16 protein-coding genes and 1 other RNA gene are annotated in these 14,356 nt (G+C 64.6%); 6 read left to right on the plus strand and 11 right to left on the minus strand.

Translation table 11 applies throughout. The features are described 5' to 3' along the window. Positions 1 to 45: 45 nt before the first annotated feature. From ssrA to prfB, 9 genes are all read right to left on the minus strand, one after another. Positions 46 to 416, minus strand: a transfer-messenger RNA (tmRNA) gene (gene ssrA, locus CH283_RS21710). A gap of 65 nt (positions 417 to 481) precedes the next feature. Then, the gene (locus tag CH283_RS21715) at positions 482 to 1,942 is read right to left on the minus strand and encodes an SDR family NAD(P)-dependent oxidoreductase (RefSeq protein ID WP_068045888.1); all 1,461 of its coding nucleotides are present in this window, start codon (positions 1,940 to 1,942) and stop codon (positions 482 to 484) included. 31 nt (positions 1,943 to 1,973) lie between these two features. Next, positions 1,974 to 2,828 (minus strand): DMT family transporter, encoded by an 855-nt coding sequence (locus CH283_RS21720; RefSeq protein ID WP_094642284.1) that lies wholly within the window; start codon positions 2,826 to 2,828, stop codon positions 1,974 to 1,976. An 8-nt stretch (positions 2,829 to 2,836) separates the two neighbouring features. Continuing rightward, the gene (gene smpB / locus CH283_RS21725) at positions 2,837 to 3,310 is read right to left on the minus strand and encodes an SsrA-binding protein SmpB (protein WP_027496576.1); all 474 of its coding nucleotides are present in this window, start codon (positions 3,308 to 3,310) and stop codon (positions 2,837 to 2,839) included. Positions 3,311 to 3,393: 83 nt separating this feature from the next. Further along, on the minus strand, positions 3,394 to 4,299 hold the full coding sequence (ftsX, locus tag CH283_RS21730; RefSeq protein WP_068045894.1) for a permease-like cell division protein FtsX: 906 nt from the start codon (positions 4,297 to 4,299) through the stop codon (positions 3,394 to 3,396). A gap of 63 nt (positions 4,300 to 4,362) precedes the next feature. Beyond that, complete coding sequence (gene ftsE / locus CH283_RS21735) at positions 4,363 to 5,052, minus strand: cell division ATP-binding protein FtsE (protein WP_027496574.1); 690 nt, start codon at positions 5,050 to 5,052, stop codon at positions 4,363 to 4,365. Between the two features lie 86 nt (positions 5,053 to 5,138). Next, on the minus strand, positions 5,139 to 5,585 hold the full coding sequence (locus tag CH283_RS21740) for a hypothetical protein (protein WP_068045896.1): 447 nt from the start codon (positions 5,583 to 5,585) through the stop codon (positions 5,139 to 5,141). Further along, the gene (locus CH283_RS21745) at positions 5,582 to 6,481 is read right to left on the minus strand and encodes a mechanosensitive ion channel family protein (RefSeq protein ID WP_068045937.1); all 900 of its coding nucleotides are present in this window, start codon (positions 6,479 to 6,481) and stop codon (positions 5,582 to 5,584) included. The genes CH283_RS21740 and CH283_RS21745 overlap by 4 nt, the downstream gene beginning before the upstream one ends. A gap of 38 nt (positions 6,482 to 6,519) precedes the next feature. After that, a complete protein-coding gene (gene prfB, locus CH283_RS21750) occupies positions 6,520 to 7,632 on the minus strand; it encodes a peptide chain release factor 2 (RefSeq protein ID WP_068045939.1) in 1,113 nt (370 codons plus the stop codon). Positions 7,633 to 7,724: 92 nt separating this feature from the next. Between prfB and CH283_RS21755 the strand changes: the two genes are divergently transcribed. Next, positions 7,725 to 8,516, plus strand: coding sequence for an inositol monophosphatase family protein (locus tag CH283_RS21755; protein WP_094642285.1), 792 nt, complete (start codon positions 7,725 to 7,727; stop codon positions 8,514 to 8,516). A 1-nt stretch (position 8,517) separates the two neighbouring features. Here the strand turns inward: CH283_RS21755 and CH283_RS21760 are convergent, their stop codons facing one another. Further along, entirely contained in the window at positions 8,518 to 8,892 is a 375-nt protein-coding gene (locus CH283_RS21760) for a DUF1304 domain-containing protein (protein WP_094642286.1), read from the minus strand. Between the two features lie 142 nt (positions 8,893 to 9,034). Here CH283_RS21760 and CH283_RS21765 point away from each other — a divergent pair, with 142 nt between their 5' ends. The 4 genes from CH283_RS21765 to CH283_RS21780 all read left to right on the plus strand — a co-directional run bounded on the left by CH283_RS21765 (position 9,035) and on the right by CH283_RS21780 (position 13,537). After that, complete coding sequence (locus CH283_RS21765; RefSeq protein ID WP_094642469.1) at positions 9,035 to 10,444, plus strand: acyl-CoA dehydrogenase family protein; 1,410 nt, start codon at positions 9,035 to 9,037, stop codon at positions 10,442 to 10,444. 45 nt (positions 10,445 to 10,489) lie between these two features. Next, positions 10,490 to 11,710: an acyl-CoA dehydrogenase family protein gene (locus CH283_RS21770; RefSeq protein WP_068045941.1), complete on the plus strand. Its 1,221-nt coding sequence runs from the start codon at positions 10,490 to 10,492 to the stop codon at positions 11,708 to 11,710. 185 nt (positions 11,711 to 11,895) lie between these two features. Then, positions 11,896 to 12,240 (plus strand): YciI family protein, encoded by a 345-nt coding sequence (locus CH283_RS21775; protein WP_094642287.1) that lies wholly within the window; start codon positions 11,896 to 11,898, stop codon positions 12,238 to 12,240. Between the two features lie 16 nt (positions 12,241 to 12,256). Beyond that, positions 12,257 to 13,537, plus strand: a complete 1,281-nt coding sequence (locus CH283_RS21780; protein ID WP_094642288.1) for an RNA polymerase sigma factor — start codon at positions 12,257 to 12,259, stop codon at positions 13,535 to 13,537. Here CH283_RS21780 and CH283_RS21785 read toward each other — a convergent pair. Further along, entirely contained in the window at positions 13,510 to 14,055 is a 546-nt protein-coding gene (locus CH283_RS21785; RefSeq protein WP_068045951.1) for a GNAT family N-acetyltransferase, read from the minus strand. The two genes, CH283_RS21780 and CH283_RS21785, sit on opposite strands and share 28 nt — an antisense overlap. 16 nt (positions 14,056 to 14,071) lie before the next feature. Between CH283_RS21785 and CH283_RS21790 the strand changes: the two genes are divergently transcribed. After that, complete coding sequence (locus CH283_RS21790; protein WP_255183289.1) at positions 14,072 to 14,314, plus strand: hypothetical protein; 243 nt, start codon at positions 14,072 to 14,074, stop codon at positions 14,312 to 14,314. The last annotated feature ends 42 nt before the right edge of the window (positions 14,315 to 14,356 follow it).

Here is a 14,356-nt window from a genome sequence, read left to right on the forward strand (position 1 = left end):
GAAAGAAGACCGGGCCGAGAGTGTGTCTCTCGGCCCGGTCTTCTGCGGTGGAGCTGCCGGGAATCGAACCCGGGTCCTCTGCTGCATTGCCAGGGCTTCTCCGTGTGCAGTCCGCTATGCCTCTACTTGGATCTCCCGATCTCGCGAACAAGTCAGGATGACGATCCCAGCCACTGTTTGATGTTCCTCATCATCCCGCGGCCGGATGAATCGGTAAGCCCTCTAGCTGATGCCAGTACCCGGACCGAGGGCAAGCCCGGACTGACAGACACGCAGTCGCTACTTAGGCAGCGAGTGCGTAGTCGCGCTGATTGGAATCGGCGCTTATAAGGTTGCGATGACGCTTACGGTGGTCTCTCGCCTGCACCGACACGCTTCCCCTGACTCAACATACAAAGTCGAAACCGTTCAGCCCCGTATGTTCCCGAACACCGTGTCCGGGCTGTTCAGTGTAACGCCTCTCCCGAGCACATTCATTCCATTAACGGCCGACCCGGCGATCCGTCGTGTTCGACGCGGCATCTTCGTCCACTCGTTGCACGACCGTGCGCAACATTCGACGTGTCATGAGCAGGCGTGCCGGCAGCGAGGCGTACCAGACAGCCCGACCGGCAAGACCGCGAGGAAAGAACACCAGCCGCTGCTCGATGGTCGGCTGCTTTGCAGTTCCTCCCACCGTCAGGTCGAGCCAGGCCTCCCCGGGAAGTCGAGTCGAGGACTTGAGCCGAGTGGTGTGTTCGGTGCCCGACGCGGATGCGTCGGGTCCGGTGACGTCGCGACGCCAACCGGTGAGAACGTCGGCGTCGGCCAATCGTTCGAGAGCGGGCCTGATCGCGGTCGACGGTGCCGAGCTTCGGGCGACCCGGGTGTCGGTGTAGACGACCTCTCCTGCCCACGTCGGATCCGAGGGCAACGGATCCGACGGTGCCGCGGTACCGGTGGCGTCGGTCCACCGCGTCTCGACCTCGCCGTCGTCGATCTTGCGCAGTGCCAATCTCACGGAGTCGCGGTAGCCGGTCAGGCCGCCGTCCGGACGCGGTACGACGGCGTCGATGTCCATCTCGTGGCCCACGGCGTCGTACTGCAGAGATTCGATGAGCGGCATCGCCAGGCCGCGCGGAATGGGAGTCACCAAACCGATCCAGTGGCCGGCCAGTCGAGGAGTCAACACCGGGAGAACGATGATCCGACGCTGCCGCAGACCCGCGACGTCGGCGTAGATGTTCATCATCTCGCCGTACTGCATGACGTCGGGTCCGCCGATGTCGAATGTCCTGGATTCGGTGATCGGCGCACTCGCGGCCCCGATCAAGTAGTGCAACACGTCGCGAACGGCGATGGGCTGGATGCGGTTGTGTACCCACCGCGGTGTGGTCATCACCGGTAGCCGATTGGTGAGGTGCCGGATCATCTCGAACGACGCCGAACCGGATCCGATCACGACGCCTGCCTGCAGCACGATCGTCGGCACACCCGAGTCGATCAGTATGCGTCCTACTTCGGCTCTCGACTTCAGGTGTGGTGAGAGCTCACCGGTCGGTGGATGCAGCCCGCCGAGGTAGACGATGCGGCCGACGCCGCACTCGGCAGCGACAGCCGCGACGTTCTCGGCGCTGTCGCGCTCGGTATCGGCGAAGTCGGAGTGGCCTGCGGTGCCCATGGAGTGCACCAGGTAATACATGATGTCGACACCGGTCAAGGCTTCTTTCAGCGACTCGCGATCGCTGAGATCCCCCTGGACGATCTCGACGTTCGCCGCCCACGGCACGTTGTCGAGCTTGCTGGGGGTACGAGCGAGCACCCGCACCCGATATCCGTCGTCGAGCAGGCGCGGTGCCAGTCGTCCACCCAGGTATCCCGTGGCACCGGTGACGAGTACGCGGGGAGGCTGTCCGTCGACCTGGGCCGCGGGGATGTCGGACGACGAATCGGAAGCTGTCATAACCGGGGTCATTACCCGTCTGCGAGCATGTTCAACCCGCGAGCGCGATCATGGCGATGGCACCGAGCGCCATCGCCATTCCCACTTTCTGCAGCGTTCCGACCCGTTCGCCGAGCATCACCATCGCCAGCAACACCGTGGCTGCGGGATACAGCGAGGCAATGACGCTCACCAGCGACAGCAAACCGCCCTGATACGCGTAGATCATCGCAGCGTTGGCGACGACGTCGAGCACGCTGACGAAGGCGGCGAGTTTGAGGACGCTGCCGTGCGGAGGTGAGAAGTGACCAGAGGCAAGTGCCACGATCCAGACGACCGCGGTCGCCGATGCGCGCGACGCCGCGAGCGGCCACAGCCCACTGCCGTCCCCGATCCGGTGCAGAAAGATGAAGGCGAACGCGAACGTCACCCCCGAACCGACCGTCAACCAGGCGACCGTTCGGGTGAACTTCATCTCTCGACCACCGGCAACCTCACCGGTCACCTCGTCCGGTGATTCTCTGCTGACCAGCACCACGGCCACCAGTGCGACGGCGATACCGACGAACGCGATCACGCCGGGCCGCTCGCCCATCGACAACCCGACCAGCACCGGGATACCGGCGACCAGCACAGCGGTGACCGGCGAGACCACGGCCATCGGGCCGGCGGCGAGGGCCAGGTAGAACCACCACACGGCAACTCCGCCTGCGACACCCGAGGCCAGGCCCCAGAGCATCGCCGGGAGTTCGATGGTGCCGCCGACGAACGGAGCGACGAGCAGGACGATCACCAGCGAGAGCGGGTAGGACACGATGACCACCCGGAGGGCGGCGACCCGGCGGGATGCGACACCGCCGACGAAATCGCTCACCCCGTAGCCGACGGCAGCTACCAGAGCGAGCAGAACAGCGGTCAGCGCATTCCCTTCACGCGACGGCCCAACTCGCGAGTGACCTCGCGTTCGGCGGTGCGCTTGGCCAGCGACTGTCGTTTGTCGTAGTCCTGCTTGCCCTTGGCCAGTGCCAGCTCGACCTTGACCTTGCCGTCGGAGAAGTACATCGACAGCGGCACCAACGTCAGGTTGCCCTCTTTGACCTTGCCTGCGAGGCGGTCGATCTCGCGGCGGTGCAACAGAAGTTTGCGGTTGCGCCGCGGCGCGTGGTTGGTCCAGCTACCGAGCGTGTATTCCGCGATGTGCAGTCCGCGTAGCCAGATCTCTCCGTCGTCGACGGTCGCGAAGGCGTCGACCAGCGAGGCCTTGCCGTCACGCAGACTCTTGACCTCGGTTCCGACGAGGGCAACTCCGGCCTCGACGACGTCGAGTATGGAGTAGTTGTGCCGCGCCTTGCGATTGGTCGCGATGGCCTTGCGGCCCTTCTCTCTCACTGCAGGGCCCTTTCTCGAGCGTTCGTCGCGCAGACCGGTTCCACGGGCAACCGCTCCAGCATAGAACCGAACGGCAAGCGAATTTATTCGCGCACGTACAGGCGCAGCGTGATGTAGGCCGTCACCGCGGCCATTCCGACTCCCACCAACGCCAGGAACGGCGAGACGAGCAGCACGTCACTGTTCGATATCCGGGCCAGGATGTTGGCCTGATACACATCCGACAGAACGTCGTCGATGAACATGTTCTTGGCCGTGAACAAGCCGGCAATGGCAAGTGCGGAGCCGATCAAGGCCGCCACCACCGCCTCGAGCAGGAACGGCAGCTGGGTGTACCAGCGAGTGGCACCGACCAAGCGCATGATGCCCACCTCGGTCCGTCTGGTGAACGCGGCGATCTGAACCATGTTGGCGATCAACAGGATTGCGGCGATCGCCTGCACCGTGGCGATGGCGAATGCAGCGTTGCGCACGCCGTTGAGCACGCTGAACAAGCGCTCCACCAGGTCGCGTTGGTTCAGCACGCTCTGCACGCCGGGTCGATTCTCGAAGTTGTCGTTGATCACCCCGAACCGCTCCGGGTCACTCAGACGAACCTTGAACGATGCGGGAAAGCTGTCGGCACTGACCAGTTCGGCCAGCTCGGGCTGATCCTTGAACACTCGCTCGGTGGCGTCCTTCACCGCATCCTCACGATTGAGGTACTGCACCGAAACCACCGACGGCGTGCTCTCCAGATCCGAGCGCAGGGTGGCGCAGGTGTCCTCGGCGCAATCGGGATCGGTTGCCGAGATGTCGTCGGTGAGGAAGATCTGCACTTCGACCCGGTCGAGAAAAATCTGCTGTGTCTTGCCCGCCATCTGCACCACGAGCAGTCCCCCGCCGAACAGGCCGAGAGAAATAGCGGTCGTCAAGATCATGGCGATCGTCATGGTGATGTTGCGGCGAAGTCCGGTGAAGACCTCGCTGAAGATGAAACTTGCGCGCATCGCGGAATCCGAGCCCTTCGATTCGTTCGGTCGTGAAGTCCGATAGGTCCTGGTCGGGTGTCGTCAGCGACCGACGCCGTAGACCCCGCGGGCCTCGTCACGAACGACTCGTCCGTTGTCGAGTTCGACGACGCGTCGGCGCATCGAATCGACGATGTGATTGTCGTGGGTGGCCATCAGCACCGTGGTGCCGGTGCGGTTGATGCGCTCGAGCAACAGCATGATGTCCTGACTGGTATCCGGATCGAGGTTTCCGGTCGGCTCGTCCGCGAGCAGCACGAGCGGACGATTGACGAACGCCCGAGCGATGGCGACTCGCTGCTGTTCACCACCGGACAGCTCGTTGGGCAGACGATCCGACTTGCCGCCGAGTCCCACGAGGTCGAGCACTTCGGGGACGGTGCGCTTGATCATCGAGCGCGGCTTGCCGATCACCTCGAGGGCGAACGCGACGTTCTCCACGACGGTTTTCTGCTGCAGCAGACGGAAGTCCTGGAACACGCAGCCCATGCTCTGCCGCAACCGCGGGACACGACGGGCCGCCAACCTGTTGACATGGAAGTCGGCGACATGGATGTCGCCGGAGGTGGGCGTCTCCTCCTTGAGGAGCAGCCGCATGAACGTCGACTTCCCCGAACCCGATGGGCCGATCAGAAACACGAACTCGCCTTTGTCGATGGAGACCGTCACCTTGTCCAGGGCGGGCCTGGTGGAGGTCTTGTAGGACTTGGAGACATTCGAGGTGCTGATCACGGGTCGCCAGTGTAGTCCTTACTCACCGGTAGCTGCCGGAACCGCTCGGGCGTCGCGGCGAGTCCCGAGAGACGGTAAAGGCCGACTCAGCGCGCGGATGTCGGCGCAGGTTGGCTGGGTATCAGCGACTGGATGGCCGGCGGAATCGGCACGCCGAACGGCGCGGTCGTCGTCGGTGGCACAGTCGTCGTGGTTGCCGGCTGACCGGATCCGTCGACGCTGTCCGATCCATCCGGGTCGGTGGTGGCCGTCGGCGTGGGTGTGACCGTCGTGCTCGTGAAACTCGGCTCCGTGGTTTGCGGCTGGGTGTACGGGGTGAGCTCGCCTGGGTCCACAGCAACCGGGCCCTGAACCTGTTCGCTGTCCCTCTCGGCGATCTCGGCGCTGACCTGGCCGTACCAGAGACCGGTGAGCACGAAGCAGATGCCGAACGCGACGGTGGACGTCCGGACGCGGCCGTAGATCTTTGCCGGGATGCGCCACTGTCGCCAGTTCCGCTGCGGGTGTTCGGTTCCGGTCTCCGTCGTGCTCACTGTTCCTCCCTCCGGTCTCGTCCCGACGCATCCGGTGCGACCCCGGCCGTACTGACGTCGGGAGCAACACTGATGCCCTCGGGGCGCAGTGCGGCAGCCACCCGGACACGAAGTTCTCGTCCCACCTGGAACTGCTTGCCGGGCAATGTTCGCGCCACGAGACGAACGTTGACCTGGCCCACCTCGATGCTCTCCACGCCCATCACTGTCGGTTCGTCGAGCAACAGGGGCCGCAGCCGGGTGTCCGCGAACGCGTCGCGGCCGACTGTGCGGAGCAGTGCGTTGACCTGGGTGAGATCCGCTGTGCTCGGCACGGGAACGTCGACGACGGCGCGCGCCCAGTCCTTCGACAGGTTGATCGCCTTGACGATCTGCCCGTTCGGCACGGTGATCACCTCGCCGTCGACGCTGCGCACCCGAGTTACTCGTAGCGTGACGTCCTCGACGGTGCCCTCGGCGTCCTCGGCCGAGCCGTTGACGGCGATCTGCACGACGTCACCGAATCCGTACTGACGTTCGGTGATGATGAAGAACCCGGCCAGAATGTCCTGGACCACGCGCTGAGCTCCGAAACCGAGTGCCGCGCCGATGACCGTCGCGGGTGCCACCAGCCCGCCGACGCCGAATCCGAAACGCCTCAACACCTCGATGGTGACCAGGATGTAGATGAGGGTGACCACGACCCAGGTGATGACCTGGGCAAGGGCGTGCCGATGCTTGGCGGCCTCGGACCGCACGAGCGCATCGCTGTGCTGGTAGTTCTGGTCGATGCGGGCAGTGATCCGCGACCCGGTCCAGGTGACGAAGCGCGCGGCCAGAAGCCCGCCGAGGATGTACAGCAGTATGCCGAGGGCATTCTGCTTCAGGTCGAGCGTCGGGTTCAACCAGCTCGTCATCGGATCGTCGGAGCGGAGCCTGCGCAAAGACCGGTCATCTACTGCTCCCCCCGCATTCGCCATCGAATTCCCGATTCCAGGAATCCGTCGATGTCTCCGTCGAGAACAGTAGACGGATTGTTCACCTCGTACTCGGTACGCAAATCTTTGACCATCTGGTACGGGTGCAGTACGTACGAGCGCATCTGATTTCCCCAGGAGCTGCCGCCGTCTCCCTTGAGCGCGTCCATCTCGGCGCGTTCTTCCTTGCGCTTGACCTCGAGCAGCTTGGCCTGCAGCACTCGCATGGCCGATACCTTGTTCTGCAGCTGCGACTTCTCGTTCTGGCAGGTCACCACGATCCCCGTCGGGATGTGCGTCAACCGAACGGCGGAGTCGGTGGTGTTGACCGACTGCCCACCCGGCCCGGACGAGCGGTACACGTCCACGCGAATGTCGTTCTCGGGGATCTCGATGTGGTCGGTGGTCTCGACGACCGGAAGAACCTCGACCTCGGCGAAGGACGTCTGGCGTCGACCCTGGTTGTCGAACGGACTGATCCGCACGAGCCGGTGTGTGCCCTGCTCCACCGACAGCGTGCCGTACGTGTACGGGGCCTTGACCGCGAACGTCGCGCTCTTGATGCCGGCTTCTTCGGCGTAGGACGTGTCGTAGACCTCGACGCCGTAGCCGTGCTTCTCGGCCCAGCGGATGTACATGCGCATCAGCATCTCGGCCCAATCGGCAGCGTCGATTCCGCCTGCACCGGAACGGATGTTCACCAACGCGTCGCGCGCGTCGTACTCACCGGACAGCAGGGTCCGTACTTCCATGGCTGCGATGTCCTCACGGAGCGACGCGCGTTCGGCGTCGGCATCGGCGGTGGCGGATGCGGCGTCGTCACCTTCCTCACCCTCGGCGAGCTCGTACAACACCGGCATGTCCTCGAGGCGCTGACGGAGCTCTTCGACGCGGCGCAGCTCGGCCTGCGCGTGGGACAGCTGGCTGGTGACCTGCTGAGCGTGTTCCTGGTCGTTCCACAGGTCCGGTGAGGCCGCCTGATGTTCGAGTTCGTCGATGCGTCGCCGCAGTTCCTCGACGTCGAGAACAGACTCGACGGTGGAGAGAGTGGTGTCGAGCTCGGCGAGGTCTGCAGAAACGTCGGGATGCACGAGAGTCAAGGTTACCGGCACGCGAACCCGAACCCGACCGCCCCCGAGCAACACCGGGCACAGTCGGATGTGTCCGTCGTTAGTCTTACGCGGTGACCGACTACTCCGAGGATCTTTCTCTCGCCCTCCGACTCGCCGACGAGGCCGACGCCATCACGCGGCGGCGATTTCTCGCCATGGACCTCTCGGTGGATTCCAAGCCGGATCTGACACCGGTGTCGGACGCGGATCTGGCCGTCGAGACGACGATCCGCGGCGTGCTCGGAGCGCAACGCCCTGCCGACGCGTTGCTGGGCGAGGAATTCGGCGGCACTGCAACGTTCAGCGGACGCCAGTGGGTCGTCGATCCCATCGACGGCACCAAGAACTTCGTCCGTGGCGTTCCGGTGTGGGCGACGTTGATCGCGCTGCTCGACGACGGAATACCCCGTGTCGGCGTGGTGAGCGCGCCCGCCCTGGGCCGACGGTGGTGGGCAGCACTCGATCTGGGAGCCTGGACGGCATCGGACGGGGGCACCCCGCGCCGGATCGAGGTCTCGAAGGTCGATTCGCTGGCGTCGTCGAGTCTGAGTTTCTCGAGCCTGAGTGGGTGGGCGGACCTTGGCATCAGGGATCGTTTCATCGATCTGACCGACGCCGTGTGGCGGGTTCGCGGCTACGGCGACTTCTTCTCCTACTGCCTCGTCGCCGAGGGGGCGGTCGACATAGCCGCAGAACCCGAGGTCTCACTGTGGGACCTGGCCGCACTCGATGTCCTCGTGCGCGAAGCCGGAGGCAGTTTCACCGCGCTCGACGCCACGGCAGGCCCGCACGGTGGCAGCGCCGTGGCCACCAACGGTCTACTGCAACACCAGGTCCTCGCGCACCTGTCCCCCAGCGCCTGAATCACGCCTGGAGAACTGCAGCCAGGATCAGCGCGATCAGCGGTGTGATGCCCTGGACGAATGCGGGCCGGAAATACTTCGCACCGCCGGTCGCCAGAACGATCGCTGCGCCGACGATGCTCGCGCACGCGAAGTAGACGACGGCGTCGCCTGCGGACCCGCCCACGACGAGTCCGACTGCGATCCCGACAGCCAGAAACAGGTTGTAGAAGCCCTGATTGAACGCCATCGGCTTCACGACATCGGCGTCGTGCTGGCTTGCGACGCCGAACTTGGCCCAGATGACCGGCTTCGACCACAAGACACTTTCCATGACGAAGATGACGACGTGGAGGGCCGCGGCGATGGCGGCGAAGACCTGGGCGATCGGGTGCACGGACGTAGCGTGCCATACCCCTCGTCACCGGAGGCAACGTTCGGTTCGCCGGCCTCCTGGAAAGGTCAACTTACTCGACAGTAGACAGCTATCTTACTCGGGAGTAAGATCTGTGGAGTCCGTGCCCGACGCCGAGGAACTGGTGATCATGAGCAAGCAAGACAGTGTGGTCGACGCGAAGGCCCCGAAGGTGCCCCGCGATACTTCTGCAGTTGGCCTCAACCCGTTCAAGCGGGATGCGATCGGAACCGCCATGCGCGTTCTGACCGCCATCACCGGATCGGAACTGGCGGAGAAGTACAACCTCCGCCAAACCATCGACCGGGTGACGTACGAGAGCACCAAGACCGGGTTCAAGACCCTCGGCGCTGCCAATCGCACGTTCGCCAAGGTCACCGGTGGCGGCAAGCCCAAGCGTCTCGACGACGGCGCTGCCAAGAACCTGAGCTACTTCGACCTGACGCCCGACGACGAACAGCGCATGATCGTCGAAACGGTCAAGGAGTTCGCCGAGGAGATCCTTCGCCCGGCTGCGTTCGACGCAGACCACAGCGCCTCGTCGCCCGAGGATCTGGTTCGGCGCTCCGCCGAGCTCGGCATCACGCTCATCAACGTTCCCGAGGAACTCGACGGTGCCGCCACCGAGCGTGGCGCTGTCACCAACTCTCTCGTCGCCGAGGCACTCGCCCATGGCGACATGGGGTTGGCACTGCCAATCCTCGCGCCCAGCGGCGTCGCCGTCGCTCTCACCCAGTGGGGCACCGACGCGCAGCAGAAGACCTACCTCCCGGCCTTCGTCGGTGAGAAGGTGCCGAATGCAGCAGTGGTCGTCAACGAGCCCCGCGCACTGTTCGATCCGTACGCGTTGCAGACCAAGGCCGTTCGCTCGCCCAGCGGCTACAAGCTCAACGGAGTCAAGAGCCTCGTGCCTGCTGCCGGGAGTTCCGAGCTGTTCGTCATCGCCGCAGAACTCGAAGGCCGTCCGGCATTCTTCATCGTCGAGTCCGATTCCAAGGGCCTCGTCGTCGAAGCCGACCCGAGCATGGGTCTGCGCGCAGCCGGCCTGGGCCGCCTGATCCTGACCGACGTCGCGGTTCCCGAGTCGGCCCTGCTCGGCGACGGTGACGCAGACCAGCGTGCCGCCGAGTACAGCGCTGCGATCGGCCTCGCGCGACTCGGCTGGGCATCGCTGGCCGTCGGTACGAGCCAGGCCGTACTCGACTACGTCATTCCGTACGTCAACGATCGTGTCGCCTTCGGTGAGCCGATCAGCAATCGCCAGGCCGTGGCATTCATGGTCGCCAACATCGCCATCGAGCTCGACGGCATGCGGTTGGTCACGTTGCGCGGCGCTTCGCGGGCCGAGCAGGGACTGTCGTTCACTCGTGAATCGGCGCTCGCCCGTCGACTCGCCTCCGAGAAGGGCATGCAGATCGGTTCCGACGGCGTGCAGCTGCTCGGCGGTCACGGCTTCACCAAGGAGCACCCGGTCGAGCGTTGGTACCGCGATCTGCGGTCCGTCGGCGTCGCCGAGGGCATCGTTCTCATCTAGCTCGCCGCCCCGAATTTCCATGGCACTCACCCAAGGACATACACGATGATCAATCTTGAACTTCCCAAGAAGCTTCGGGCGCAGGCGAATCAGGCTCATCAGGTCGCTGCCGAGATCTTCCGCCCGATCTCCCGCAAGTACGACCTCGCCGAGCACGAGTACCCGGTGGAACTCGACACCATGGCGTCGATGGTCGAAGGCATGTCCGACGCCGGTGGCGAAATCGGCGGAGCCGCCGGTGGCCGCGAGAAGGACAGCGAGTCGGCCAAGCCCAGCAAGACCGCGAACGCCAACGGTGGCAACATGTCCGCTCTGGTGAACGTGATCGAGACCTGCTGGGGCGACGTCGGCCTCACCCTGTCGATCCCCTACCAGGGACTCGGCAACTCGGCCATCGCCGCGGTGTCCACCGACGAGCAGCTCGAGCGCTTCGGCAAGGTGTGGGCTTCGATGGCCATCACCGAGCCCGGCTTCGGTTCGGACTCCGCAGCTGTCACCACCACCGCCGTACTCGACGGCGACGAGTGGGTGCTCAACGGCGAGAAGATCTACGTCACCGCCGGCGAGCGTTCCACCCACATCGTGGTGTGGGCCACGGTCGACAAGTCGCTCGGCCGCGCGGCCATCAAGTCGTTCGTCGTCCCGCGTGACGCTCCGGGCCTCTCGGTCGCCCGCCTCGAGCACAAGCTGGGCATCAAGGCGTCCGACACCGCAGCCCTGCTGCTCGAGGACTGCCGCATCCCGAAGGACAACCTGCTCGGTACCGCCGAAGTGAACGTCGAAAAGGGCTTCGCCGGCGTCATGCAGACGTTCGACAACACCCGTCCCCTGGTGGCAGGCATGGCGATCGGCGTCGCACGTGCGGCTCTCGAAGAACTGCGTTCCATCCTGGTTGACGCCGGAGTCGACATCTCCTACGAAACGCCCGCCTACAACCAGCACGCGGCGGCCGCGGAGTTCCTGCGCCTCGAAGCGGACTGGGAGGCAGCACATCTGCTCGCACTGCGTGCGGCGTGGATGGCCGACAACAAGGAGCCCAACTCTCTCCAGGCCTCGATGTCCAAGGCCAAGGCCGGTCGCTCGGCAGTCGACATCACCCTCAAGGCAGTCGAATTGGCCGGCACGTACGGCTACTCGGAGCGCCCGCTTCTCGAGAAGTGGAGCCGCGACTCCAAGATTCTCGACATCTTCGAGGGAACGCAGCAGATTCAGCAGCTGATCGTTGCTCGCCGCGTACTCGGAAAGTCGTCGGCAGAACTGAAGTGACACCTGGCTCGTCGTCGAGCCGAAGAGTAACCGCTGAACGGCACCGGACCTTGCGTCCGGTGCCGTTTTTCGTGTGTGAGAAAGAAAAATCGGGAGCCGGTGTCGATATCGTGGTCTGTCGAACGTCGTCATTGTGTACGGCGACTCGCGCCGCGACACCGAGGTACCGAACCCAGGAGCGCACCATGAAGTACATCCTCTTGATCAACGCAGACACCGCACCCGGAGCAGCACCGGGCTGCAGCAGTGTCGAGGACTGGATGACCTACGAGAAGGAGATGAAGGAGGCGGGCGTTCACGTCTCCGGTCACGCGATGGCCGATCTCACCACGGCCACGGCTGTGCGCGTCGACGCCGCCACCGGAGAACGCAGTGTCACCGACGGACCGTATGCCGAATCTCATGAGGTTCTCGGTGGCTACGACGTCATCGATGTTCCCGATCTGGACGCTGCACTCGAATGGGCGGCCCGATGCCCGGGCTCCAAGGACGGCGGCTCGGTGATCGTACGTCCCCTTGCAGAATTCTGACCTGCGGGACCGTTCGATGAGCGAGTCCGATGTTCATCGAGCTCTCGACTCGGTCTTCCGCGCCGAGCGCTCGATTCTGCTCGCCTCGCTGGTGCAGCGGTATCGCGACCTCGACCTCGCCGAAGAAGTGACCTCGGACGCCATCGAATCGGCCCTGAAACACTGGCCGGTCGATGGTGTCCCGGCCAAGCCCGGTGCCTGGTTGCTCACCACTGCCCGGCGGAAGGCAGTCGATCGCTTGCGGCGCGACCAGACCCTGGCCGCGAAAGTCGGGGTGCTGCAGGCGGATACGGATCGTAGCGAACCGAGTCGCTTGAATTCGCTCGACGAGACCCTGCCCGACGACCGACTGCAGTTGTTCTTCACCTGCGCGCATCCTGCCCTTGCCGCCGGTGACCGGCTCGCACTGACTCTTCGATGCCTGGCCGGTCTCACCACCGGTGAGGTCGCCCGGGCTCTGCTCATCCCCCCGGCGACAGCAGCGCAGCGAATAGTGCGAGCCAAGAACAAGATTCGGGCCGCACGGATACCGTTCCGTCTCCCGGGCCCGGACGAGTTGGCAGGCAGGGTCCCGATGGTGCTCGAGGTGATCTATTCGATCTTCACCGAGGGCTATTCGGCGACGTCGGGTGATCACGTCGGACGAATCGATCTCACCGACGAGGCCATCGGGATGGGCCGTCTCCTGTACGCCGCATTGCCGACGGAGTCCGAGGTGTTGGGTCTACTGGCGCTGATGTTGCTCGTCGATGCCAGACGCGACGCGCGAACCGGACCGGACGGTGAGATCGTCTTGTTGGCCGACCAAGACCGTCGACTCTGGAATGCCGAGTTCATCGCCGAGGGTAGGGAACTCGTGGTCGAGGCTCTCGGCGGCGGCCGGAGCGGTCCTTACGCTCTACAGGCTGCCATTGCTGCACTGCACGACGAATCACTCGACGCCGACAGCACGGACTGGCCTCAGATCGTTGCCCTGTACGACGTATTCATGACGCGGGCACCGAGCCCGATCGTCGCGCTGAACCGGGCGGTTGCGCTGGCGATGCGCGACGGTCCCGCAGCCGGTCTGCATGAATTGGACCTGCTTGTCGACGAGCCGTCCCTACGCCGCTATCACCCGTATCCCATGGCGAGAGCAGATCTGCTGCAACGACTCGGCAGGTTCGAAGAGGCGGCAATCGACTATCGACGAGCGTTGGATTTCGCCCGAACCGCACCGGAGAAAAGCCTGCTTCGCGCTCGGCTCGCGGAGGTGCGCGCGTACCCCGGTCAGGCCGACAGCACCACGTCCACCTGATCTGCAGTCAACGAGCGGTCTGAGTACACCAGGCGTACTGCGTCGACATCGGGGTTGCCGACGTCGGGTCCACGGGCGATCAACTGCAAGCCCGCGCGCTCGGCCACTCGGGCCGACGCGACGTTGTGTTCGAGGAGGTACGCCACGATCGGCAATTCGGGCTCGGTTCGGTGCGCACACTCGACTCCGATCTCACACATCTCCGTTGCGTACCCGTTGCCCTGTGCGTCGGGATGGAGGCGATACCCGAGATTCCAGAAGGTGTTCCGCCGCTTCGAGCATCCGCCGTAGCCACTGATCGTGCGGCTGCCGCGCTCACGAATGATCCACGTGGACAGTCCATCCCGCCGCCACTGCTCCGCCCAGCTCTGCAACATTCGTTCGGTTGCACCGGGATCGGTGTGTCGCAGGCTCGGGAAGTGCGTCCACGACTGCGGGTCGCTGCAGATCGCGTACAGCTCATCGAGATCCGTGCCGACCGGCTCGTCGAGATCGAGACGCGAGGTTCGTGTTGGCACACCATGGATCCTAGGGGTGAAGAAGTCTGGTAGACCGGTGGTACACGGTCGAGCGAAGGGTGTCACCGTCATGGCCGAGTGGATCAAGAAGATGGAAGAGAACGCGAAAGGCCTCATCGCCGAGGCAGAGCAGGAACTGACCGCACTCGAAGGCGTGGACACCGTCGACCTCACTGCCGATGATGCGGACGACGAGGGCGGCCCCGCCCCTTCCGAATCGGTCACCAGTGACGATGCCCGCGAGCAGATCACGGACTGAACTCCCGATACGGACCGGTCGACCGCGACCGTACTGGACGGC

The organism is Rhodococcus sp. 05-2254-2 (assembly GCF_002259095.1).
Taxonomy (GTDB): domain Bacteria; phylum Actinomycetota; class Actinomycetes; order Mycobacteriales; family Mycobacteriaceae; genus Rhodococcoides.